Source organism: Tahibacter soli (genome assembly GCF_025717065.2).
In the GTDB taxonomy this organism is placed as follows: Bacteria; Pseudomonadota; Gammaproteobacteria; order Xanthomonadales; family Rhodanobacteraceae; genus Tahibacter; species Tahibacter soli.
The window spans coordinates 473,237-494,441 of the sequence record NZ_JAOVZO020000023.1 but is presented as its reverse complement, the minus strand read 5'-3'; the positions used below and the strand labels follow the sequence as shown (position 1 = coordinate 494,441).

General features: G+C 66.0%; 17 protein-coding genes and 1 pseudogene. 13 read left to right on the top strand and 5 right to left on the bottom strand.

Annotation, left to right across the window (positions count from 1 at the left end; genetic code table 11):
* The first annotated feature begins 64 nt into the window (after positions 1 to 64).
* Positions 65 to 493 carry a hypothetical protein gene (locus OD750_RS27205; protein ID WP_263542488.1) on the top strand — a complete coding sequence of 143 codons (429 nt, stop codon included), beginning with the start codon at positions 65 to 67 and terminating at the stop codon, positions 491 to 493.
* A gap of 259 nt (positions 494 to 752) precedes the next feature.
* Here the strand turns inward: OD750_RS27205 and OD750_RS27200 are convergent, their stop codons facing one another.
* The gene (locus OD750_RS27200; protein ID WP_263542489.1) at positions 753 to 3,272 is read right to left on the bottom strand and encodes a DEAD/DEAH box helicase family protein; all 2,520 of its coding nucleotides are present in this window, start codon (positions 3,270 to 3,272) and stop codon (positions 753 to 755) included.
* Between the two features lie 1,054 nt (positions 3,273 to 4,326).
* Here OD750_RS27200 and OD750_RS27195 point away from each other — a divergent pair.
* Positions 4,327 to 4,669: pseudogene (locus OD750_RS27195) on the top strand (DDE-type integrase/transposase/recombinase); the annotation flags it as partial.
* 93 nt (positions 4,670 to 4,762) lie between these two features.
* Here the strand turns inward: OD750_RS27195 and OD750_RS27190 are convergent.
* The gene (locus tag OD750_RS27190) at positions 4,763 to 4,981 is read right to left on the bottom strand and encodes a type I toxin-antitoxin system SymE family toxin (RefSeq protein WP_263542490.1); all 219 of its coding nucleotides are present in this window, start codon (positions 4,979 to 4,981) and stop codon (positions 4,763 to 4,765) included.
* Between the two features lie 1,608 nt (positions 4,982 to 6,589).
* Between OD750_RS27190 and OD750_RS27185 the strand changes: the two genes are divergently transcribed.
* On the top strand, positions 6,590 to 7,321 hold the full coding sequence (locus OD750_RS27185; protein WP_263542491.1) for a DUF7919 family protein: 732 nt from the start codon (positions 6,590 to 6,592) through the stop codon (positions 7,319 to 7,321).
* Between the two features lie 74 nt (positions 7,322 to 7,395).
* Here the strand turns inward: OD750_RS27185 and OD750_RS27180 are convergent, their stop codons facing one another.
* Both OD750_RS27180 and OD750_RS27175 read right to left on the bottom strand, forming a co-directional pair.
* On the bottom strand, positions 7,396 to 8,553 hold the full coding sequence (locus tag OD750_RS27180) for a hypothetical protein (protein ID WP_263542492.1): 1,158 nt from the start codon (positions 8,551 to 8,553) through the stop codon (positions 7,396 to 7,398).
* Between the two features lie 95 nt (positions 8,554 to 8,648).
* The gene (locus OD750_RS27175) at positions 8,649 to 9,167 is read right to left on the bottom strand and encodes a VOC family protein (protein ID WP_263542493.1); all 519 of its coding nucleotides are present in this window, start codon (positions 9,165 to 9,167) and stop codon (positions 8,649 to 8,651) included.
* A 114-nt stretch (positions 9,168 to 9,281) separates the two neighbouring features.
* On the opposite strand from OD750_RS27175, the gene OD750_RS27170 reads away from it, so the two are divergent.
* Together OD750_RS27170 and OD750_RS27165 are read left to right on the top strand one after the other, a co-directional pair.
* Positions 9,282 to 9,806: an ECF-type sigma factor gene (locus OD750_RS27170; RefSeq protein ID WP_263542494.1), complete on the top strand. Its 525-nt coding sequence runs from the start codon at positions 9,282 to 9,284 to the stop codon at positions 9,804 to 9,806.
* Entirely contained in the window at positions 9,803 to 12,583 is a 2,781-nt protein-coding gene (locus OD750_RS27165; protein ID WP_263542495.1) for a serine/threonine-protein kinase, read from the top strand. Before OD750_RS27170 ends, OD750_RS27165 begins: the two co-directional genes overlap by 4 nt.
* A gap of 21 nt (positions 12,584 to 12,604) precedes the next feature.
* Here OD750_RS27165 and OD750_RS27160 read toward each other — a convergent pair whose 3' ends face one another.
* The gene (locus OD750_RS27160) at positions 12,605 to 13,585 is read right to left on the bottom strand and encodes a GlxA family transcriptional regulator (protein WP_263542496.1); all 981 of its coding nucleotides are present in this window, start codon (positions 13,583 to 13,585) and stop codon (positions 12,605 to 12,607) included.
* 94 nt (positions 13,586 to 13,679) lie between these two features.
* Between OD750_RS27160 and OD750_RS27155 the strand changes: the two genes are divergently transcribed.
* The 8 genes from OD750_RS27155 to OD750_RS27120 all read left to right on the top strand — a co-directional run bounded on the left by OD750_RS27155 (position 13,680) and on the right by OD750_RS27120 (position 21,180).
* Entirely contained in the window at positions 13,680 to 14,315 is a 636-nt protein-coding gene (locus OD750_RS27155; protein ID WP_263542497.1) for a LysE family translocator, read from the top strand.
* A gap of 19 nt (positions 14,316 to 14,334) precedes the next feature.
* Complete coding sequence (locus tag OD750_RS27150; protein ID WP_263542498.1) at positions 14,335 to 15,183, top strand: dienelactone hydrolase family protein; 849 nt, start codon at positions 14,335 to 14,337, stop codon at positions 15,181 to 15,183.
* On the top strand, positions 15,180 to 16,049 hold the full coding sequence (locus OD750_RS27145; protein ID WP_263542499.1) for an NAD(P)-dependent oxidoreductase: 870 nt from the start codon (positions 15,180 to 15,182) through the stop codon (positions 16,047 to 16,049). Before OD750_RS27150 ends, OD750_RS27145 begins: the two co-directional genes overlap by 4 nt.
* 24 nt (positions 16,050 to 16,073) lie before the next feature.
* Complete coding sequence (locus tag OD750_RS27140) at positions 16,074 to 17,180, top strand: alpha/beta fold hydrolase (protein WP_272842206.1); 1,107 nt, start codon at positions 16,074 to 16,076, stop codon at positions 17,178 to 17,180.
* Entirely contained in the window at positions 17,177 to 17,962 is a 786-nt protein-coding gene (locus tag OD750_RS27135; RefSeq protein ID WP_263542500.1) for a PhzF family phenazine biosynthesis protein, read from the top strand. The genes OD750_RS27140 and OD750_RS27135 overlap by 4 nt, the downstream gene beginning before the upstream one ends.
* A complete protein-coding gene (locus OD750_RS27130) occupies positions 17,962 to 18,141 on the top strand; it encodes a thioredoxin domain-containing protein (protein WP_263542501.1) in 180 nt (59 codons plus the stop codon). The genes OD750_RS27135 and OD750_RS27130 overlap by 1 nt, the downstream gene beginning before the upstream one ends.
* Positions 18,138 to 18,635 carry a DinB family protein gene (locus OD750_RS27125; protein ID WP_263542502.1) on the top strand — a complete coding sequence of 166 codons (498 nt, stop codon included), beginning with the start codon at positions 18,138 to 18,140 and terminating at the stop codon, positions 18,633 to 18,635. Before OD750_RS27130 ends, OD750_RS27125 begins: the two co-directional genes overlap by 4 nt.
* Before the next feature lie 145 nt (positions 18,636 to 18,780).
* The gene (locus OD750_RS27120; RefSeq protein ID WP_263542503.1) at positions 18,781 to 21,180 is read left to right on the top strand and encodes a hypothetical protein; all 2,400 of its coding nucleotides are present in this window, start codon (positions 18,781 to 18,783) and stop codon (positions 21,178 to 21,180) included.
* Positions 21,181 to 21,205: the final 25 nt, after the last annotated feature.

Below are 21,205 nucleotides of genomic sequence, written 5' to 3'. Positions count from 1 at the left end.
TGCCGAGGTTCCGTCGACGCGCACGACGACCGACGAATATCCGCCGGGCACGTTCCACACGACGGTGCACAACGGGCTGAGCCTCGGCTACGTGATCCCGAACAGCGCCTCGACGCTGAGCGCGCCGCTGACGTTCCGCAACGTCTCGCTCGCGAACGCGACGCGCGCGCGGCTCGTGTTCAACGGTTACTACCAGGGCTGCGGCACGAACGGCATCCGGCTCGGCACCGGGAGGCTGCGCTACCAGCTCAACGACGCGCCGATCCACGTGCGCCCGTTCACACCGGGCGAGACGGCGATGATCGATACGCCCGGGCAGACCGGCGGCTATAGCCATGCGATCGACGTTCCGCTCGCGGAACTCGTCAACGGCGACAACGCAGTGCGGTTCTCGACGTTGAATATCGAATCGGGGTACCCGAATGCGGTGTTGAATCTGGATCTGGTGATTGATTTTGGGGTGAACTTCTTGCGTATGGACGGGCTTGAGTAAGTGCGCTGGCACAACTGGCGGAGCGCCAAGGGTGGAAGCCCTCAACAATGAAGGAATAGATCAGCCGGGATCCTCGATTCCACCAACACAACGAAAACTTCCCAATTCTTGCAAATGCCCACCGCGCACCGAACGGTCTCGAGATAGGCTGGCTCCATCATTGTCGCTAGAAATCAGGGCTTCTCAACAGCCTGCAAAATCGAATTTGGATTCGGACAAAAGAATCTGCACAAAACGGTGCTCTTTCAAGTCAGCGCTATTAAACCAGTCGCTTAATCTTCTTGCCAAATCTAGACAGAAAATCCCCTACAGTAAGCTTGTGAGAGTCGAGCAGACTTTGTACATGCGCCGGAGAAAGGTCAGCTAAGTCAACGCCTTCGAACGATTTGAAGAACCCGGAAATCGCCGCAGTCAAGCTCGATAGTTCCGCCGATCTAACCGCCTCAACTTCGTGAAGAAAAGACGCCGCGCTACCCTCTTTGTAAGATGGATGCACTATCAACTTTCTAGACTGCACTCCTGGGTAGTGCTTTATAAACCACGCCATTGACCTATTCATTTGTTCGGCTTCGCGCTTATTAATTTCACTGCGCGTCAATTCAACTTCATTCTTGCATTCCCAGATGACATAGTGGTTATCGTCAAGTGCCCACAGATTATCGGGCCCCTCTTTCCACTCCTTGTCGGGGCGTTCGCCGCCAAAACCGAGCGCAGAACTTAGCTCATTCAAAGCGTTCTCAAAACGATCTGACGCCACCCCGAACCGCAAATTCGATAAGATATCAGTAATGGCGACATTGAGTTGGTCGTAAGCATTGAATCGGCGAACCCAGGCAATAATTCTTTCAACTCGCCCCTGACTAATAACGTTTAACTTCGTGACCGTTATTCCATGAGCAGGCTTCAGAAGTGACCGATTGCACTTATGCGCCGCCAACTGGAGGCGCTCGGATTCAGGACGATTCGTCTCATAGTTGAAGCGTGCCATCATCTGCAAATACCATCCCTTGTCCTCCGTCGATCCATCAACAGTATCGAGCAATTCTTGGATGAGTTTGGTGGCCACTCCATAGTCACCCTGCGAAAATCCCCGCTCGGCTTGAAGCTCAACGGTGTAAATTTTTAGCACCGTCTCGTTCGGCCCGCGTGGAAGGACATTTGCCATCCGCGATGCGTAATAGTTCTTCCACCCATCATCCCTCCTCAGGGACTGCATGATCAATCCCATAAAACTCTCGAACGGCTCTTTGCCGGACACGATCTCTTGCTGTGCCATTGAGGCGATGTCTAGACCGATTTCAATTTGCATCGCCATTTGCGACGAAAGGAAGCTACGAGAGACCTTTTCTCTTAGCAACCGCGTTACTTCGGCGCCAGTTACAACGATAACTGAGTAGTCCTTCTCACCCCTTACGCTACGCCCCATACCTTGCTCAACGGTTCTTATGGCCCGCATCAGCGTCGTCACACTAGTCGGGCGACAACTTTCTTCGTTTCGGTCAATCAGATTCTCAGAGAAAGGCTTACCATCAAAAATCAAGACGCGACAAGTATCGTCCGGCAAATCAATTCCGTTGTAACGATTAGCGAGAACAACTGTCTCAGCGTAGCTCCCTCTCTTCAGTCGCTCAAGCTCTTGCGTGACGGTTTCCTTCTTGGCAACGCGCGCTCCGTACTTCTCCCAATCGTGCGTCCAGTCAAATCCCGGCACCAGAACAACAACGCCAGACGTTCTATTGGCAACCATTCGACCAAACGTTCTCACAATAGTTGCTCTATCGAGCGCATCGCTAATCAAAGCAGGCAGGAGAACCATCTTTTCGCCAGACCATCGCTCTTTTGAGTACGAGATGGGCTTGGTGATCGTGGATGGATCTAGTTTCAGCCCTTTTACAAGAAAAGCATCATCGGTGACTGTGGCCGACATGAATATACGATGTTCGGCATTTGCATAACTTCCAAAGTCCTCCAGCGGTGCGATGAAAGGCTCTATTTCGGCGGCCACTCCTGAGAACACGCACTGACACGACCTTAGCCTGTCACGCAACAGTGGCCATGCAAACTTGATAGACTTCTTGTCTGAGTGATCCGACAGGATGCGTGCTACATCAGAAACATGAGCGTTCCAAGACCAGTATGGCACTGGCAGGACCGCATCTCTGGAGCCATTTATCAGGTCCGCAAAAGTACCAACACCCTGCTGTTCCAAGTCAGTGGCAAATAGCTCCCGCAATACTGCATAAGCAGGCTCGTTGCTAGAAATTCGAATCTTACATGCTTCTCGTATGGCGTCGGAACATGCGTGCGCGTCATCCATCAAGAGCGCCCCTACCCTAATAGAGTTGCGCTTGAGGCCAAACCTCGTCAAACCATTGAAAAGCTTTTGAATGGACGTAACAAGAATGGTTTTAGAATCGAGGAAGGAATCCGGCAGATCTCCGTCGGTTCGACACGTCTTAATTCCGAACTGTCGCGCCTGATCACAAGTTTGGTCAATAAGTTGATTGTCAGGGCACAGGTATACAGCAGGACCTTCATTCTTATTAAGCTGCACCTGCAAAATAAGCAGCCCCACCAGGGTCTTACCTTGGCCCGTGTGCAGTTTAATAAGAACATCTTTCTCGTTGCGTCGAGAATCATACCACTCTCGAAGCACAGCATCTTGTGCAGGTCTCAGCGGCCCCTTTTCGACGGACCTATCTAGCGTATCATACAGCTGAATTGGGTCGATCGGTTTACCGCCGACGGGACCGGGATTTATTATTTTGAAATCCACCATGGCCTTTCCCCTGGCAAATATTAACGATGACATCTCATTGAGCTGGTAACTGGAAGGCTACTGCTCAACGGAATCGCGTTATTGACGAACCTTCGAAGTCTCGACCGCCCCTTTTTGACAAAGAGTTCCACGACCATTCTCGACCCGTAAGAATCTATACATCGTCCTCTCCTTGTTCGCTCGCCAGACGCTCCCACCACTGGAAATACTGCGTCGTGTCCCCCCATCTGCCACGTTGCAAGTTCAATCGTGGCTCTGAGATCGCGACCGAAACTGCTTCCAGCATATTCAGCGCAGCCTCTACAGTTTGGTGTACAGCGGCTGTATCTGTGGATAGTTCATGACGTTGCGTAACCCACTGTGTACCGAACCATGAGAAGCGATTCCACCTTTCAGAGAGGTGATCCGATCTGTGGCATTTAAGGCGATGGAATAGCCGATCGTTGCCGGCTCCCGTTTGGCCAACATACACCAAATCATAATCGGCGTACAAAGCATAGATGCCACGCTGTTCGCGAAAATCGACTGGTATAGCTCGAGGACTTCGGCTTGCAGCACCGAGCAGTGTCCCTGCGTTATTTGGCCTTCCCCAGAAAACGCGGTCGATGTGCCAGTGAACTCCGTAGCTACGTATCATTTTCTTGTTGCTCCTCCGCGAGCTCTATCACGGCTTTTCCAACAGAAATGGGCGCAACTCGAGGGGATGCGGTACGGCCCAGCCAGATCCATGTCAGGCACTTGGCTGTACTCAGATGCTGACAGCATGTCTTCGATGGCCTGTGCACGTGCTGAGATGACCGCGACGGCCGTTTCGGCCGCCTGGCCTACCGCGTCCTTGAACGAGTGCCGCACAGTGAGTTCGCGTCGCCATCTAGACCCAACAGCGGTCGAGCCACTCGTCGGGCTAGGTAGCCCGATAGGCCTCCCCACTCGCGTCCCCTACTGCCATCAAACACCGCATCCTCCCAGCTGAAGGTGCTGCGTCGCAGCAGAAGCTTGTGCTTCACTAACGTTACAAGCGCGATCCCACAACGACACCTGTCAACAACGATCGTGGGTGATGGACGTGACCTACGTGCCGACCTGGGCGGGGTTCCTGTACCTGGCGGTGGTGATCGACATGCAGAGCAGCCGTGTGATCGGCAGGGCGATGGGAAAAGTGATGACGACAAATCTCGTGCTGCCCGCTTTGAATATGTCGCTAGAGCAAAGGCGTCCGCGGCACGTGATCCACCATCGCGATCAAGGCAACCCGGGCTGATTCAACAGGTCGTTGCAACATCTCAGATCGAGGAGTTGCAATGGGAAGCGTTGGAGATGCCTATGACTTCGAGATGGCCGAAGGCGACTTCGCGAGCCTGGAGTGCGAGTTGTTCGGTCGACGGAGCTTCAAGACCTGTCCGCAGCCTCAACGCGGCCACTCAGACGACGTGACATCGTTCATTTCTAGCAAAAGCCCCCGCTAAGCGGGGGCTTTGTACTGCGGCGCCCTACACCGGCACCAAAACGATGCACCCATCGACAAACCGCACATCGAACTTCGTGCCCGGCACGAAGCCGCCGCGCGTGAGCCAATGGCCTTTCAGGCGGATGTAGGGAACCTGCTGGAAGGGTCTGCTGTACCGGTACGGTTCGACCGGCGGATAGAACGCGGTGCTGACGGTGATCCGCTTGGGGCGCGGCGGTGCGCGATGCTTGGTCTTAGCCATGACGCGCTCCTTGCCGTGCATTTCGGCTTGCTGCTGCGCCGAGGTCGGCAAGCATGCTCGGGGCGCGGGTGCTTCTTTCGAGAATCGAGATCGCGCGTTGAATGGCACGATTGCCTTCGTGTACGGCGGCGTCGGGGGATTGGCGACGCGCGGGTGTCGTATGCTTGGTGGTAGCCATAAGCCATCTCGTGTTAATGGTTTGTGGTTAGCGGGCCATGGGTGTTGGTAGCACCTGTGGTCCGCGCTTCTTTCTACGACTTGCTGCTCTCGTTGGGGGCTGGGAGTGAGAAAGAATATAAGGTATAAGTATAACAATTCGCAACTGTACGGCGATCGATATTGGCGTTGTCGCGCGTATGCGCAGGCCAGCAGCTCATCGTCGCTCGCATCGTGCGCTGCGGAATCGAATCCAACGACAATCTCGGATGGCATCGTTGAATCGCGGAAATTATTTTCGCCACTAAACGTGCCCGGGTCGAGCCGCGTCGCCACGGCGCTACGGACGGCTCACGCCGCCTTCGCGTCCGCGTCGCGCGCGACGACCCCGAACGCCGCAGTATCTGGACGCGTTTCGCCGCCAAAAACCAGCCTTGGGTGGCTGTCAGTTTCCGTTGCGTGAAAATCAGCGATCGTCGACCGGTCGACCACTCACGCTCGGCTGGTTTTCAGTCACTCGCGGGCAATAGCCCATAGATCGTTGCGGATTGCTTCATCAAGCGTCGGCCAGTTTTTGCCCAGGGCCGGGTAACTTTCACTCACGCGTCATTGCCCGACTGCTCGCGCGCCACTGCGCCGCGCTCACGGCCGGGTGATGCGCCATTCAACGCAAAGTGAAAATCGCGCGTCGATGACTGTTGATCAGTCAGCGCACTTTTTCGACGCGAAAACACTTGCCGAGCGACGAAAAAAGGTCCGTTCGGCCGCGGCTGCGGAACGTCCCGGGCGGAAGCCGCTCCGTCGACTTCCGGCGGCACAGTCTGCGACGCACGCAACGCTCTCGAACGGCTCGCCCGTGTTGGCCGCCCGGGACGCGCCACAGAGCGGTGGCGGGCGTACGGAATCTGCCGGCGCGCCTTGCGTCACCGTGAGTCCGCCACGGCTTCGCACCTGCCCTGCCCCGGACTTCATCGCAGCCGGCCCATTGCCCCGTCGTTCGGGACGAATGCCCGATCACTGGTCGCCCGCGAGTTCCGGGCAGTCATCGATGCCTATCCACCATCATCCGTCGAGTAAAAATCAGGGACCGTCGACTGCCGGACACTCGCGCGCGCCTGCCGCGCAGTCACGAGCGAGTGATCGGCACCCGAGGGGTGCGTCGCAACACGCCACCGCTGCATGATTTTTACCCGACGCAGGGTGATTGCCAGTCACGCGTGACTGCCGATCACTCACGGCCCACTGCGCCGCAGTCATCGCCGGCTGACGCGCATCCAGGCGGTCGGTAAAAATCACCCGTCGATGCGTATCGATCAGTCATCGCCGGATGATCTACAGTGACCGGCCCGTCATTTCCATGCGTAGTCGTCTGGAAACTGGTCAATGTTGGGCCATTTTCAATGGCGACCGAGTGAAATTCAGTCGACCGTCCCCCGCCCGGGGGAGTGTAATTTGAACTGTGTAACTGCCTTTGCCAGAAGCGGCGGAGCCGCGGGGAGCGAAGGTGACTGGTGCGGTGCGCTGTCGCACGCGGGCGGCGTTCGCCGCACCGCGCATGACGCGACCCATTCACGATCGGATGCACTACGATCCGCCGAATTCCCAAGTCGGCCCGATGACGCCATGCACTTCGACGACCTGATGTGCTGCCGCTACCACAACGGCCCGTACGACGCGAACAACTGGCGCGTGCCGCTGCTGGCCGTCGGCTGGCTCGAGCATCCCCACGACTACGTGCGCGGCGAGACGCCGCCGGGTCTCGTCGACAAGCTCGACGAACTGGTCGCTGCGGCGCACGAGTCGCAACGCAGCTACAACTTCCGCGGCCTGCATCGCTGCTCGCACTGCGACGCGGCGAACGTCGACAGCGGGTCTCTCGAGCGTTCTCACGTCAACCTGTTCGTTCCCGGACAGGGCGTCGTGTACATCGCACCGTCGGGCATCCGCCATTACATCCATGTGCATTCGTACCTTCCGCCGTCGACGTTCGTCGAGGCCGTCATGCGCTGTACCGACTACGGCTCGCCCGCCTACTTCGACAGCCTGCGGACGGTGAACAACGGAGATCGCCCTCCGATTGAAAGCGCGGAGGACCGCAGGGCGTATTGGCAAGCCAGGAAAGAAGCGATGCAGGCGGAGTGGCTTCGTGCGGGCTTCAAGGTCGGATCGCGATCCCGGCAATAGTCTCGGGCGAGTTCCGAACAGTCATCGAGGGCGTGCCATTCGAACTGCGCCATCGGTGGCCCGAGCCCGCCCGCCTACCCCACCGGCACATTCCGCCGCAGATGCTCCGCCAGTCGCACGATCGGTGTATCGCCCTCGATCTCGCGTCGGTCGTAGCGCGAATCGGCGTACGCCACCATGCTGTCGAAGTTCGGATTGCCGGCGAGCCACGCCAGCACGATCGGCCCTTCGGCGGTCAGGAAGTCGATGCCGTCGATGCGCGTGCGGTCCGCGTTCACGATGCGGTCCAGCTCGCGGACGTCGCCGCAGCGTTCGACCAGCGCCGGCACCTTCTTGCCGAGGAACTTGACGAACGCCTCGATGTGCCGCAGCGACTTGATGTCGAAACCGTCGTGGCCCTCGATCTTCGCCAATCGCAGATTGCACGTCGACGAGCTGCTGTGATGCGGAATGATGCTCGCGATCAGCCGCTCGACGGTGTTCTGGCGTACGGAAATGAAAATGTCACAGGTATAGAAAGGATCGTCGTCGTAACCGACGCCGAAGATCGTCAGCGTCGTGTCGCCGCGGGTTCTGAAGAATTCGTCGCCGCGCGGGTCGCGCCGCACGTCGAAGCCGAGTGGAACCAGTATCGCTTCCAATGCGCGATTCAGCGTGGCGGTCAGGTCACCCCGCTCGTTCGGCCACTCGAAGGTGATCGGCGTGCCGCTCACGTTCACCGTGGCCGTGCGAGGCGCCAGCCGCGTGAAACGCAACCCGCGATCGTCGCCGTAGCGGAAGCCGGTGAGCGAATGCGCGACGGCCGCGGGAACGCCGTACACGGCATCGTGACCCTCCGCGCGATGGCGCGCGACCGCCTGTTTGAGCAATGCCGCCGTTTCCGCGGGCGCGTCGCCGTCGATGGCGAGATGCTCGGCGCCTTCGTCCAGCAGATGCATGACTTGCCAGATCTGCTCGCCGTTGCGCCAGGCAAACGCGGTCGACGCGTTGACGCTCTCGCTTTCGGTGTAGCCGACCACGCTGGCTTCGCGCGACAGGGCCGCGAGCTTCGGCGGGTGGATCGCGGCATGCCAGAACCCGTTCGCCACGATCACATAGCCGCCTCGCGGCAAGGCCGCGCCGGCGATCTCGCATTCGCCCGCGCGCACGGCGGCGCCGGTGTCTTCCAGATGCAATGCCGCGAGTACGTCCGCCGACGACAGCGAGGTCGTCGACAACCATGAAAACGCCATGCCCATCCGCGTCGCCCCCCGATCGATGCGGCACCATGCCGCCGCGAAAGCCTAGCGCATCCGCGTGGCGATTCGCGGGCGGGCGACGCCGACGATCACCGATGACCGTCGAGCGGTTCCGCCAGTCCGACGAGCAGTCCTTCGGGGCCGCGGATGTAGCAGAGCCGGTACGCGTTCTCGTACCGCACCACTTCGCCGACGAGCTGCGCGCCGTGCTTACGCAGTCTCTCGAGCGTGTCGTCGATGTCGCTCACCGCGAACATCGCGCGCAGGTAGCCGAGCGCGTTCACCGGCGCGTTGCGGTGGTCGGCGGCGACGGGCGGGTCGAGAAAGCGCGAGAGTTCGAGCCGGCTGTGGCCGTCGGGTGTCGCCATCATCGCGATCTCGACGCGCTGGCTGGGAAGTCCGGTGACGCGCCCGGCCCACTCGCCTTCGATCATCGCCCGCCCCTCGAAGGTCAGGCCGAGTTCGGTGAAGAAAGCGACGGCATCGTCGAGCGATTCGACGACGATGCCGATATTGTCCATTCGTAGCAATTTGCTCTTGCTCATGGCAGCGATCGTATTCCTGGCGATGATTCGGCTGCAGCACGGTAGCGGAACCGGGTGCGGCACGCGAGCGGTCCGAACCGTCCGACGGTCGCCCTCGTCACAGGAACGGCCGCGATCCCGTGGCAGAATGGCGACCCGATCCGTACCGTGCCGGCTCCGACGCCGGAGTCCCGTCTCATGAGTCAGGCCGCAGGTTCCAGCGATGTCGATACGCTGATCGACCAGTTGTATCTGGAGTTGCGCGCGCTGGCGCGCAGCGTGCGCCGCCGCGGCGGCACGCCCGATACTTTGCACACCACCGCGCTGGTGAACGAGCTGTACCTGAAGCTGGCCGACGCCGAGCGCCTGCGCTTCGGCGAGCCGCGGCAGTTCTTTTCGTACGCGGCGCAGGCCATGCGGCACTTGCTGCTCGATCGCGCCAAGCTGCAGATGCGCCTGAAACGCGAGAACCCGCTCCTGCGCGTCGCATTGACCGATCCGGACGTCGAGTCGATCACGGTCGACCCCGCCCTCGCGCTGGAACTCGACGCCGCGCTCGATCAACTGCTGCTGCGGGACGAACGCGCCGCGGAAGTCGTGAACCTGCATTTCTTCGCGGGCCTGGGCCTGTCGCAGGTCGCCGAGCTGCTGGACATCGCGCCGCGCACCGCGGCGCGCGACTGGCGTTTCGCTTCCGCGTTCCTCAAGGCGCGCCTGTCTTGAGCGACACGGCGCCGAGCCTGCGCGAGTGTTTCGATCGGCTCGTGGATCTTTCGCCCGCGCAACGCGACGCGTGGCTCGCCGCGCACGCGCTCGATCCGGCGCTGCGGCAGGAACTCACGGCCATGCTCGCGTCCGACGCCCGCGACGTGCCGCTGCTCGACGCGCCGGCCGCCGCGCTCGTGCGCCAGTACACGCCGCACGACGACGAAGGGCACGGTCTCGTCGGCAGCCGCATCGGGCCGTATCGGCTCGTCGACGTGCTCGGACACGGCGGCACGTCCGTGGTGTTCCGCGCGCAGCGCGCGAGCGGCAACGGCACGCAGACGGTCGCGCTGAAGCTTTTGCGCACGGGCCTGTTTTCCGCCGACGGCCAGCGGCGCTTCCGCCGCGAGCAGGGCGTGCTCGCGCAGCTGTCGCACCGGCACATCGCGAGCCTCATCGAAGGCGGCATCAGCGATGCGGGCATTCCCTACATCGCGATGGAGTTCGTCGACGGCCTGCCGATCACGCGCTACGCCGACGTCCATGCGCTGGATCTGCGCGCGCGCATCGCGCTGCTCGTGACGGTGTGCCGCGCGATCGACGCGGCGCATCGCGCGCTGGTCGTGCATTGCGACCTCAAGCCGTCGAACGTGCTCGTCGACGGCGACGGCGACATCAAGGTGCTGGACTTCGGCATCGCGCGGCTGCTCGGCGACGATGCGCCCGGCGCGACGCAGACGAGCGCGATCGCGCTGACGCCGGGCTATGCGGCGCCGGAACAGTATCTGCCGGGCATGGTGACCACGGCGAGCGACATCTACGCGCTCGGCATCCTCATGGGCGAGCTGCTGACGGGGCAGCTGCTGCCGGCCGGGCAGACGCGCGTGAACCTGTCGCGCGCCCACCTGTTCGCCGACCGGCCGGCCCTGCCCGGCCTGCCGTCCGGCGCGGCGCTCGCGCGCGTCCTGCGCGGCGACCTCGACGCGATCTGCAACACCGCGCGAGCGCCCGATCCGCAGCGGCGCTATCTGTCGGCGGCGCTGCTCGCCGACGATCTCGAGCGCTGGCTGCGCAACGAACCGGTCGTCGCGCGCACGCCGTCGGCGTGGTATCGCCTGCGCAAGGCGATGCAGCGCCATCGCGCCGCCGCGGGCGCCGTGGCATTCGCGTCGCTCGCGCTCGCCGTCGGCGTGTCGCTGACCGTGTGGCAGGCGCACGTCGCCGGCGAGCAGGCGCAGCGCGCCACGGCGGTGCGCGATTTTCTGATCGAGCTGTTCGACGCGTCGCGCGCGGGACAGTTGCCGGACCGGCGCCCGACGCTCGAACAGCTCGTGCAGCGCGCGAGCACGCGCCTGACGACGCATACCGACCTGTCGCCGGCCACGCGCATCGAAATGCTGCGCACGCTCGGCGAAGTCAGCGCGGGCGCGAGCGACTACGCGCAGGCCGACGCGCTGTACCGCCAGGCGCTCGCGCTCGCGAACGACGCCGACGACGATCCGGCGCTGACGCAGATCCGTCTGCTGCAGGCGCGCCTGCTGATTCTGCAGTCGCGCTACGCGGACGCGAGTCGCGCGTACGAGGCGCTGCTGCCGCAGATGCGCCGCGGCAACGATGCCGCGAGCGTCGAGGGTCTGCAGAACTACGCGAGCGCGCTGATGTATTCGGCGCGCACCGACGCGGCGCTGGCGATTTCCGCCGAGGCCGCACGCCGCGCCGCCGCGTTGTATGCCCCGGCATCGAAGGGCGCGGTGCACGCGGATCTGACGCGCGCGAACCAGCTCATCGGCGGCGGTCGCAACGCCGACGCGGCGCCGCTCCTGGAAGCCGCATTGAAAACCTGGCGCGAAAGCGAACGCGCGCCGACCGACGATTTTCTGCAAGGCCTCACCGACCTGTCGCGCGTGCGCGGCGCTCAAGGCAGGAACGACGAAGCCGAAGCGCTGCTGCGCGAAGCGGTGGCGACGGCCGAGAAGATGTACGCCGGGCCGCACGACCGCCTCGCGCTGGCGCTGCTGAACCTCGGCGACGTGCTGCGCCTGCAGGACCGTCTCGACGAAGCGCTGCCGTTTCTGACGCGCGCGCTCGCGATGATGCGCACGATCTACGGCGACGATCACCTGCGCGTGTCCAATACGCTCGCGAGCCTCGGCGAGCTCGAGCTGCGCCGGCGCCATTTCGACGCCGCCGCCGAGCATGTGCGCAGCGCGATACGCTGGTGCGAGCGCCCCGACCTGCACGCGACGCGCTCGTGCATCGAGATGTACGCGGCCCGGGCCGGTCTCGCGCTCGCGACCGGCGATCTCGACGCCGCGGATGCGAGCAGCGCGCGCGCGCTGGCGATGGCCGAGGAACTCTTTCGCGACGGCAATCGCCGCACCGCGCGGCTGTGGCAGCTGCGTGCCGAATTGCTGCTGCGGCGCAACGATGCGCCCGGCGCGCTCGCGCTGTGCGATCGGGCGCTTGCGCTGCTCGCGCGCCTCGGCGCGTCGGACGGCATGGTCACGCAGGCCGTGCTCGCGCGCCGCGCCGACGCGCTGCAGGCGCTCGGGCGTTCCGCCGAGGCGCTCGCCGATGCCGGCCAGGCGCTCGCGATGTGGCGCCGCCTCGCGCCCGCGGGCACGCTGCGCGAGGTCGAACTGCTCGGCGCGCAGGCGTCGATCGAGGCCAGCCTCGACGACGCGCCGGCCGCGCGCGACACGGCGCGCCGCGCGCTCGCGCTGATCGGCGACCGCACGCGGATCGAGCCGGCGCTGCTCGCGCGGATCGACGCGCTGGCGAAATCCGCGCGATGACTCGGCCGACCGCTGCTCCGCTCAGCGGCTGACCGTTGCCGCCGCGCGAAACCGCGACGGACTCGCGCCGGTGGTCTTGCGCACGAGCCGGCGCAGCGCGGTGGCGTCCTGGTAGCCCACGGCCACGGCGATCTGGTCGATCGTCATGCGGCTGTTTTCGAGCAGCGTGCGCGCGCGCCGCAGCTTCACGCTGCGCACGAGCCCGCTCGTGCTCTTGCCGGTGGCCTTGCGCACGTGCCGCGACAGCGTGCGCTCGGACACGCACAGCTCGCGCGCGAGCTGCGAGATCGGCGGCACGCGCGGCAGCGACGTCTCCAGGCGCGCGGTCAGCTGCGCGACGAGCGCGTGCCCGCTCGCCAGCACTTCGGGCACCATGAACGGCGTCTGCGAATGGCGATGCTCCAGCAGCAGCAGTCGCGACACCGCTTCGCTGAGCGCGGGCCCGAAGCGTTCGCGCAGCAGGTGCAGCATGAGATCGGCGTGCGCGAACGCGGCGCCGGCCGTGATCACCGGGCCGTCGGCGCAGACCATGCGATCGGCGTCGACGGTGCAGTCGGGCGATTGCCGCGCGAGCGCCGGCGCGAGCCACCACGTCGTCGTCGCGCGGCGGCCGGCGAGCAGGCCCGCGGCCTGCAGCACGAACACCGCGGAGCACGACGCCGCGACCTGCCCGCCGCAGGCGACGTGCCGCGCCAGCCGCCGCGCGATCGCCAGCCCCTCGGGCGTGCGCATCTGCGCGAGCAGCGCGTCGGGATCGGCGCCGAGGCCCGGGATCACGCAGACCGAACGCGTGCCGGGCTTGCGCGCCGGCAGGCGCCGCGTCTCGATGCTGATGCCGTCGCGCAGCGGCAGCCGGCCGCCTTCGAGCGAATAGATGCCCCACGTCGGTATCGCGACGCCCTGCTTCGCCGCCACCTGCGCCGCGGCGTCGAGGATGTCGCGGCTCATCGCGACGCTGCTCGGATACGCGCCGCGGAACACCAGCACCTCGAAATCGCGCATGTCCGCTCCGGCCCGAAAGACGTCACATTGGACACTGTGCCGATCGGGCTGTCGAGGGTGTAATCGTCGCATCCGCCGCTACCGACCGCCCGCGATGCCCACCGCGTCGACACTCGTTCTGTTCTCGATCGCCGTGCTGGGCCTCCTCGTGTCGCCGGGGCCGAACATGGCGATGGTCGTGTCGCAAAGCCTCTCGCTCGGCGCGCGCGGCGGCGTCGCGTCGGCGGCCGGCATCTTCGTGGCCGATCTGATCCTCACCCTGCTCGTCTGCGCCGGCATCGCCGCGGCGGCCGCGGCCTGGCCGCCGTCGTTCGACGTGCTGCGCTGGGCCGGCGCCGCGTATCTCGTAGGGCTCGCGTGGAAAACGCTGCGCCGCCGCGACGCCGCGCCGAATGCGGCGCCCGCGCAGGATTCGTCCTGGCGCGCGCTGCGCAGCGCCGTCATCGTGAGCTTGCTCAATCCGAAAGCGCTGCTGTTCTTTCTCGTGTTCCTGCCGCAGTTCGCGGATCCGCGCCGCGGCGGCGTCACGGTGCAGTTGTTGATACTGGGACTCGTGCTGTCGGCGCTCGCGTTCGTCTTTCACGCGCTGCTCGGCGTCTGCGCCGGGCGCGTCGTGGCGGCGCTGCGCACGCGCGCGCACCGGCTGCGCTGGCTCGACCGCGTGCAGGCCGCCGTGCTGCTCGGCCTCGCGCTGCGCCTGGTGCTGCTCCAGCGTCCGTTGCAAGCCTGACCCTTCCCTCGAGAGGCCGATGAACCCGCCATCCGAATCGCTCGACGACGATCTCGCCGACTTCCACGCACGCAGCTATACCTTCGACGGCGTCGACAAGCGCGTCCACGTCTCGGGCATCGGCCCGGCCGTGATCGTGCTGGCCGAAATGCCCGGCATCAGCCCGCACGTCGCGCGATTCGCGCGTTGGGTACGCCGCGCCGGCTTCAGCGTGTACCTGCCGTCGCTGTTCGGCGTCGACGGCGCGTGGCCGCGCGCCGAGGAAGGTCTCGCGGTGCTGCGCCGCGCGTGCGTCAGCGCCGAATTCCATGCGCTGGCCGGCCGCGGCGCGAGCCCGGTCGCCGGCTGGCTGCGTGCGCTCGCGCGCAAGGCGTTGAGCGAATGCGGCGGCCTCGGCGTCGGCGCGGTCGGCATGTGCTTCACCGGCAACTTCGCGCTGTCGATGATGCTGGAGCCCGCGATGCTCGCGCCGGTGCTCGCGCAGCCGTCGCTGCCGCTCGACGATCCCGCCGCGGTCGAAAGCGATACCGAGGAACTCGCGGCCGTCAGGCAGCGCCTCGAACGCGACGACCTGACCGTCCTCGCCTATCGCTTCGACGGCGACCGCCACTGCCGCGCCGAACGCTTCGCCGCGTACCGTGCCGCGCTCGGCGAACGCTTCGTCGGCAAGGTGCTGCCCGACGCGGCGGCGAATCCCGACCCGCCGCCGTTCTTCCGGCACGTCGTCGGGAGTCCGCACAGCGTGCTGACCGCGCATCTCGTCGACGCCGACGGCGAACCGACCGCGCACGCGCGCGACGAGGTGATCGCCTTCCTGCGGCAGCGGTTGTTCGCCGCGCCGCTGTTCGACGCGGAGACCATCCTGTGAATCCCGGCTTCATCGGCATCGGCCACATGGGCGAACCCATGGCCGCCAATCTGTTGCGCGGCGGCATCGCGCTCACGGTCTGGAATCGCACGCCGGGCAGGTGCGACGCGCTCGCGGCGCTCGGCGCGACGGTCGCGCCGTCAGTCGACGCGCTTTTTGCACAATGCGACATCGCGATGCTGATGCTGATCGACAGCGCCGCGATCGACGCCGTGCTCGGCCGCGGCACGCCGGCGTTCGCGCGCCGCGTGGCCGGCCGAACCGTGGTCAATCTCGGCACCACGTCGCCGGCGTATTCGCAGGCGCTCGGCCGTGAGATCGCCGAGGCCGGCGGCCGCTACGCGGAAGCGCCGGTATCGGGCTCGCGCGTTCCGGCCGAACGCGGCGAACTCGTCGGCATGCTGGCCGGCGACGCCGACACGTTCGATGCGATCCGACCGCTGCTGCGCCCGCTGTGTACGCGCGTCTTCGAGTGCGGCGCGGTGCCGGGCGCGCTGCGCATGAAGCTCGCGGCCAATCACTACCTCGTCGGAACGGTGGCGGTGCTCGCCGAAACGGTGCACGCGGCGTCGTGCGCCGGCATCGATCTTGCGCTGCTGCGCGACGTGCTCGACGCCGGACCGATGGCGAGCGCCGTGTCGCGCACGAAACTCGACAAGCTCGTGCGCGGCGACTTCAGCCCGCAGGCCGCGATTCGCGACGTCGCGACCATCGCCGAACTCGTGCTCGCCGAATGCGAACGCGGCGGCGGCGACACGCCGCTGATCCGTCGCAGCGCGGCGCTGTTCCGCCGCGCGGCGCAATCGGGCCACGGCGACGCCGACATGGCCGCGGTGATCCGCGCGTTCGCGCGCGACGAATCCTGATCTTCCTCTCTCGGGCCCCATGCAATGACCTCATCCGCAATCCGCGGCGCGTTCGCGCGTATCGCCTTGCTGCTCGCCACGACGATGACGGCCCAGGCCGCGGACTTGATCCCCGTCGCCGACGTCGCCGCCGACTACGTCAGGCCGCACGATCGCATCGACGTCGGCGGCGGCCGCCGCATGAACCTGTACTGCATCGGCAGCGGCAGTCCGGTCGTCGTGTTCGACGCGGGCCTGAGCGACTGGTCGAGCACCTGGGCGCTGATCCAGCCCGCGGTCGGCACGAAGACGCGCGCGTGTTCGTACGATCGTCCGGGCATGGGCTACAGCGATCCGGCGCCCGGTCGGCGCACGCCGTCGATGGCCGTCGCGGATCTGGCGAAACTGCTCGACGGCGCGGGCATCGACGGCCGCGTCGTGCTGGTCGGGCATTCGCTCGGCGGGTTCCACGCGAAGCTGTTCGCCGCGACGTATCCGCGGCGCGTGGCCGGCCTCGTGCTCGTCGACCCGGCCGAGGATCGTCTGTGGCGGCGCGTGTCGCCGGCGCTCGTACGGCGCTTCGACCGGGCGCTCGTGCGCGGCGCGGCGCGCGAGGACGACGAAGGCATGGCCGCGGCGATCGCGCACTTTCGCCAATGCGCGCGCCAGGCGCGCGACGGCGAGCTGACCGATGCGCGCTACACGGCCTGCACCGATCCGGTGCGCCGGCCGCTCGGCGAGATCATCCTCGCCGAACGCCGCCGCCTGCAGCCGCGGCCCGAGTATCTCGAGGCGCAGGCCGCCGAGATCGCGGGGTCGATGTACGTCGCCGACGCGCAGGCCGACGCGCGCTACGCGCGGCTGTTCGACCGCAGGGCGCCGTTCGGCGATCTGCCGCTCATCGTGCTCACCCACGGCTTCTACGACATGTCGGAAGACAACGGCGAGGTGCATTATCGGTCGTGGCGGATGGCGCATGCGCAAACCGCCGCGCTGTCCACGCGCGGCCGTCAGCGCATGGTGCCGAACTCGATGCACAACCTGCAGATCGACAGTCCCGGCGCGGTCGTCGATGCGGTGCTCGACGTGCTGACGATGGCGCGCGCCGCGCCGGCCGCCGATATCGAGGCCCCAACCGGAGATAGCCGATGAATGTGCCGTTCTACCAGGTCGATGCGTTTGCGAGCCGCCGCTTCGCCGGCAACCCGGCCGCCGTGATGGTGCTCGAAAGCTATCCCGGCGACGACGTGCTGCAGACGATCGCCGCGGAAAACAACCTGTCGGAGACGGCGTTCCTCGTGCCCCACGGCGACGACTATCGGCTGCGCTGGTTCACGCCGACCGTCGAGGTGGCGCTGTGTGGCCACGCGACGCTCGCGAGCGCCGCGGTCGTGCTGACGCGGCTGCGGCCGGCCGGCGCACGCGTCGTGTTCCACACGCTGAGCGGCGCGCTCGCGGTCGAGCGCGCGGGCGACGGCTACGCGATGGACTTCCCGGCGCGCGCGATGACGCCGACGTCGCCGCCGCCGTGGCTCGCCGACGCGCTCGGCGCCGTGCCGCGCGACGTGCTCGCCGACCGCACGAGCTATCTCGTGCGGCTTGACGACGCCGGCATCGTGCGTTCGCTCGATCCGGACCTCGCGGCGATCGCGCGGCTCGATCGCAACGGCGTGATCGTGACCGCGGCCGGCGACGACGGCTGGGATTTCGTCAGCCGCTATTTCGCGTCGCCGATCGGCATTCCCGAAGATCCGGTCACCGGCAGCGCGCACTGCGCGCTCGCGCCGTACTGGGCGAACCGGCTCGGCAGGCGCGAGCTGCGCGCGTTCCAGGCGTCGCGCCGCGGCGGCGAGATCGGCTGCCGCGTGTCGGACGCGCGCGTCGAGCTGCGCGGCCGCTGCGTGTTCTATCTCGAAGGGAGCGCGAGCCTGTGATGCCGCGGATTCTCGGCTATACCGCGTCGATCGACGTGCGCAAGGTGCCGCGGGCGTGCGACGAACTCGGACCGGGCTACGACCGCGAGGACCGGGGCGGCGCGGCGCGGCCGACGTCCGACCCCGCGTTCCTGGCGATCACGGGCTTCCGCACGCACGGCCGGGACGCCGGGCCATGAGCGCCGAACGCCTGATGACGCGCTACAAGGCCTGGGCCGACGCGGTATTCCTGTCGGTCGTCGCCACGCTGCCGGAACGCGAGCTCGTCGCGCCGCGCCCGATCGGCTTCGGCAGCCTCATCCGCACGCTCAACCATTCCTACTGCATGGATGTCGTGTGGCGGTGCCATCTGCTCGGCCGGCCGCACGGGTTCTCGACGCGCAATCCGGTCGAACACCCGCCGATCGGCGAGCTCGTCGAGGCGCAGCGGCGCATCGACGCGTGGTACGTCGACCATGCCGCATCGCTGTCGCCGGCCGCGCTCGACGAGGTCGTCGAGTTCGAATTCATCGGCGGCGGACGCGGCGCGATGACGCGCGGCGCCATCGTGCTGCACGTCGTCAACCACACGACCTACCACCGCGGCCAGGCCGCGGACATCCTCTACCACCTCGGCGTGTTTCCGCCCGCGACCGACCTGCCGGTATTCCTGCGCTCGCCCGGCATCGGCTGAGCAATCGCAACGAAGACAACGATACGACATTCGATTCATCTTTTCATTTTGCTTTAATTATAAAAAAAAACCGCTACCGAAACGGCCGGGCTTCCCTGGCGACAGCGTCTCCTGCGACGATGCGGCGTGAGCCGAGGAAATCCGCGTGACCGTCGACGATACGAAACCCCGCCATTCCGCCCGCATCGCCATGGCCGCGCACGTGACCGCGGCCGCGCTCGCCAGCGTGCTGTTCCTCATCGCCAGCGTGCGCTTCGGCGGCTCGGTGGCCGGCGACGAGCTCGACCCGTCGTGGACGATGGTGCTGCGCTGGGCGAGCATGCACGGCCTGCGCTGGGGCAGCGACATCGTATTCACCTACGGCCCGCTCGGTTATCTCTCGCCGTACAACGCGTGCGACCCGGGTTTCTACGGCGCGTTCGTCGCGGCGCAGATCGCACTCGCCGGCGCGGCGGCGTTTCTGTTCGCGAACGCGTGGTTCGCGCAGCGTTGGCCCGAGCGCATCGTTCTTGCGACGGCCGTCGTCTTCGCCGCGCCGATGCTCGCCGCAGATCCGGTGTGGTTGTCCATGCCGGCCGTCGCGCTCGTCGGCATGTACGCGCACGCCGCCGCCGGGCGCCGGCGCGCGCTGTGGCTGCTGCTCGCCGTCGCGGCGCCGTACCTGTCGACCATCCTGCTGATCAAGATGAGCACGCTGCTGCTCGTCGTGACCTGCTGGCTCGCGGGCATCGTCGTGCTGCTGCGCGCGCGCCTGCGGCGTCACGCGGTCGCCTGGCTGGTGCTCGTTCCGGTCTGCTCGCTCGCGCTGTGGATCGCGAGCGGCCAGCGCCCGGGCGACCTGCCCGCGTTCGTTTCCGTCGTGTTCGAAATCTCGCGCGGCTACACCGCGGCAATGGGCAGTTTTCCGCCGCCGTTCTACGACGGCTACGGCCTGACCGTCGTCGGCGGCAGCGGCCTCGTCGGACTGTGGGCCGCATGGCGCGCGCGCCTCGACGTGGCGCGCCTCGCGTGCATCGCGCTGTGCGGCCTCACGGTCTTCGTCGCGTGGCGCGCCGGCTTCACGCGCGCCGACACGCACGTCGTCATCTTCGTGCTCACGGCCTGGCTCGTGCTGCCGCTGCTGCCGTCGCTGACGCCGGCAGCGACGCCGTGGCTGCGCGCGGCGGCTCTGGCCCTGGCGATCGCGGCCGCGCCGATCGCCGATCGCGCGTTCAATCCCGGCACGGGTCACCGGCGCGGCGAACTGCCGGTCGCGAGCCTGCGCACGCTGCGCAGCAACGTCGACCTGCTCGCGCGTCCGCTCACCTACCGGCCGCTGCTCGTTGCGACCCTGGACCGCGAGCGCCTCCGGCTCGACCTGCCGCAGACGCGCGCCGCCGTCGGCAGGCGCAGCGTCGACCTCGTCGGCACGCAGCAGGGCGTCGTGATGTTCAACGGCCTCGCGTACCGGCCGGCGCCCGTGTTCCAGGGCTACGGCGCGTACACGCCGCGCCTGCAGCGTTTGAACGCCGACGCGTACAGCGGCCCGGACCGCACCGATTTCGTGCTGCTGGCGTATTCGCCGATCGACGGCAATCTGCCGACGGGCGAAAACGCACTCGCGTTCACGACGTTGTACCGGAATTACCATCCGGTACTCGTGGAAAAATCGTATCTGCTGCTCGAGAAGGACGCCGAGTCCGTGCCGCCGCAATCGCCTTCGGAAGACGGCTGGCGCGACGCGACGTGGGGCGAATGGATCGACTTGCCGACGACGCCCGAAACGGTCACGGTGCTCGCGCTGCGTTCCGCGCTTTCCGTCCCCGGCAAAGTCGTGGCGACCCTGCTGCGCGAACCGGGACAGCAGATCGAACTGGAACTCGCCGACGGTTCGACGCGGCGCTTCCGGCTCGTCCGCGGCGCGACGCCGGGCGGGTTTCTGGTATCGCCGCTGGTGCAGTCGCTCGACGACTACGTGCGCCTGTTCGTCGGCGCCGACCTGCCCGTCGTGCGGCGTTTTCGCCTCTTGCCGCAAAGCGAGGCGATGCGCACGCTGTTCGCCGACGGCGTGCAATGGAACGCGACGCAGCTGCCGCGCCGGCCGCGGAGCGAGCTGACGCCGGCGATGCGCGACGCGTTCTATCCCGGCTTCTCGCACCGGCCGCAAAGCGTGACCGACGGTGCGCACACCATCGACGTACAGGGACGCCGCGTGCTGTTCATGCACAGCCCGTGGCAGCTGACCTTCGCGCCCGGTGCCGGCACGTACGTCGTGACCGGCGAAATCGGCATCGTGCCCAACGCGTTCGCGAGCGACGGTTGCGGCGGCGGCGACGGCGTGGACGTGAAGGTTTCGAACGGCGCGGGCGCCATGCTGACGTATCGCTACGACCCGTTCGCCGACGCCGCGCTGCGCCCCGCGCGCCGTTTCGAACTCGGCCCGGTCGATGTCGGTCCCGACGGCGTGCTGCGCCTGGACGTGACGCCCGGACCGGCGAACAACGCCGACTGCGACTGGGCTTGGTTGCGCGACGTCACGATCCGCGCGGCCGAACGCGCCGACTGAGGACGGGTTCGGCGTATTTCCAGGA

What these genes read in the sequence shown, in the direction of transcription:
- OD750_RS27200 (WP_263542489.1), bottom strand. Translation starts at nt 3,272, where the DNA reads ATGGTGGATTTCAAAATAATAAATCCCGGTCCCGTCGGCGGTAAACCG.
- OD750_RS27190 (WP_263542490.1), bottom strand. Translation starts at nt 4,981, where the DNA reads ATGGCTAAGACCAAGCATCGCGCACCGCCGCGCCCCAAGCGGATCACC.
- OD750_RS27180 (WP_263542492.1), bottom strand. Translation starts at nt 8,553, where the DNA reads ATGGCGTTTTCATGGTTGTCGACGACCTCGCTGTCGTCGGCGGACGTA.
- OD750_RS27170 (WP_263542494.1), top strand. Translation starts at nt 9,282, where the DNA reads ATGAGTCAGGCCGCAGGTTCCAGCGATGTCGATACGCTGATCGACCAG.
- OD750_RS27160 (WP_263542496.1), bottom strand. Translation starts at nt 13,585, where the DNA reads ATGCGCGATTTCGAGGTGCTGGTGTTCCGCGGCGCGTATCCGAGCAGC.
- OD750_RS27155 (WP_263542497.1), top strand. Translation starts at nt 13,680, where the DNA reads ATGCCCACCGCGTCGACACTCGTTCTGTTCTCGATCGCCGTGCTGGGC.
- OD750_RS27150 (WP_263542498.1), top strand. Translation starts at nt 14,335, where the DNA reads ATGAACCCGCCATCCGAATCGCTCGACGACGATCTCGCCGACTTCCAC.
- OD750_RS27140 (WP_272842206.1), top strand. Translation starts at nt 16,074, where the DNA reads ATGACCTCATCCGCAATCCGCGGCGCGTTCGCGCGTATCGCCTTGCTG.
- OD750_RS27135 (WP_263542500.1), top strand. Translation starts at nt 17,177, where the DNA reads ATGAATGTGCCGTTCTACCAGGTCGATGCGTTTGCGAGCCGCCGCTTC.
- OD750_RS27130 (WP_263542501.1), top strand. Translation starts at nt 17,962, where the DNA reads ATGCCGCGGATTCTCGGCTATACCGCGTCGATCGACGTGCGCAAGGTG.
- OD750_RS27125 (WP_263542502.1), top strand. Translation starts at nt 18,138, where the DNA reads ATGAGCGCCGAACGCCTGATGACGCGCTACAAGGCCTGGGCCGACGCG.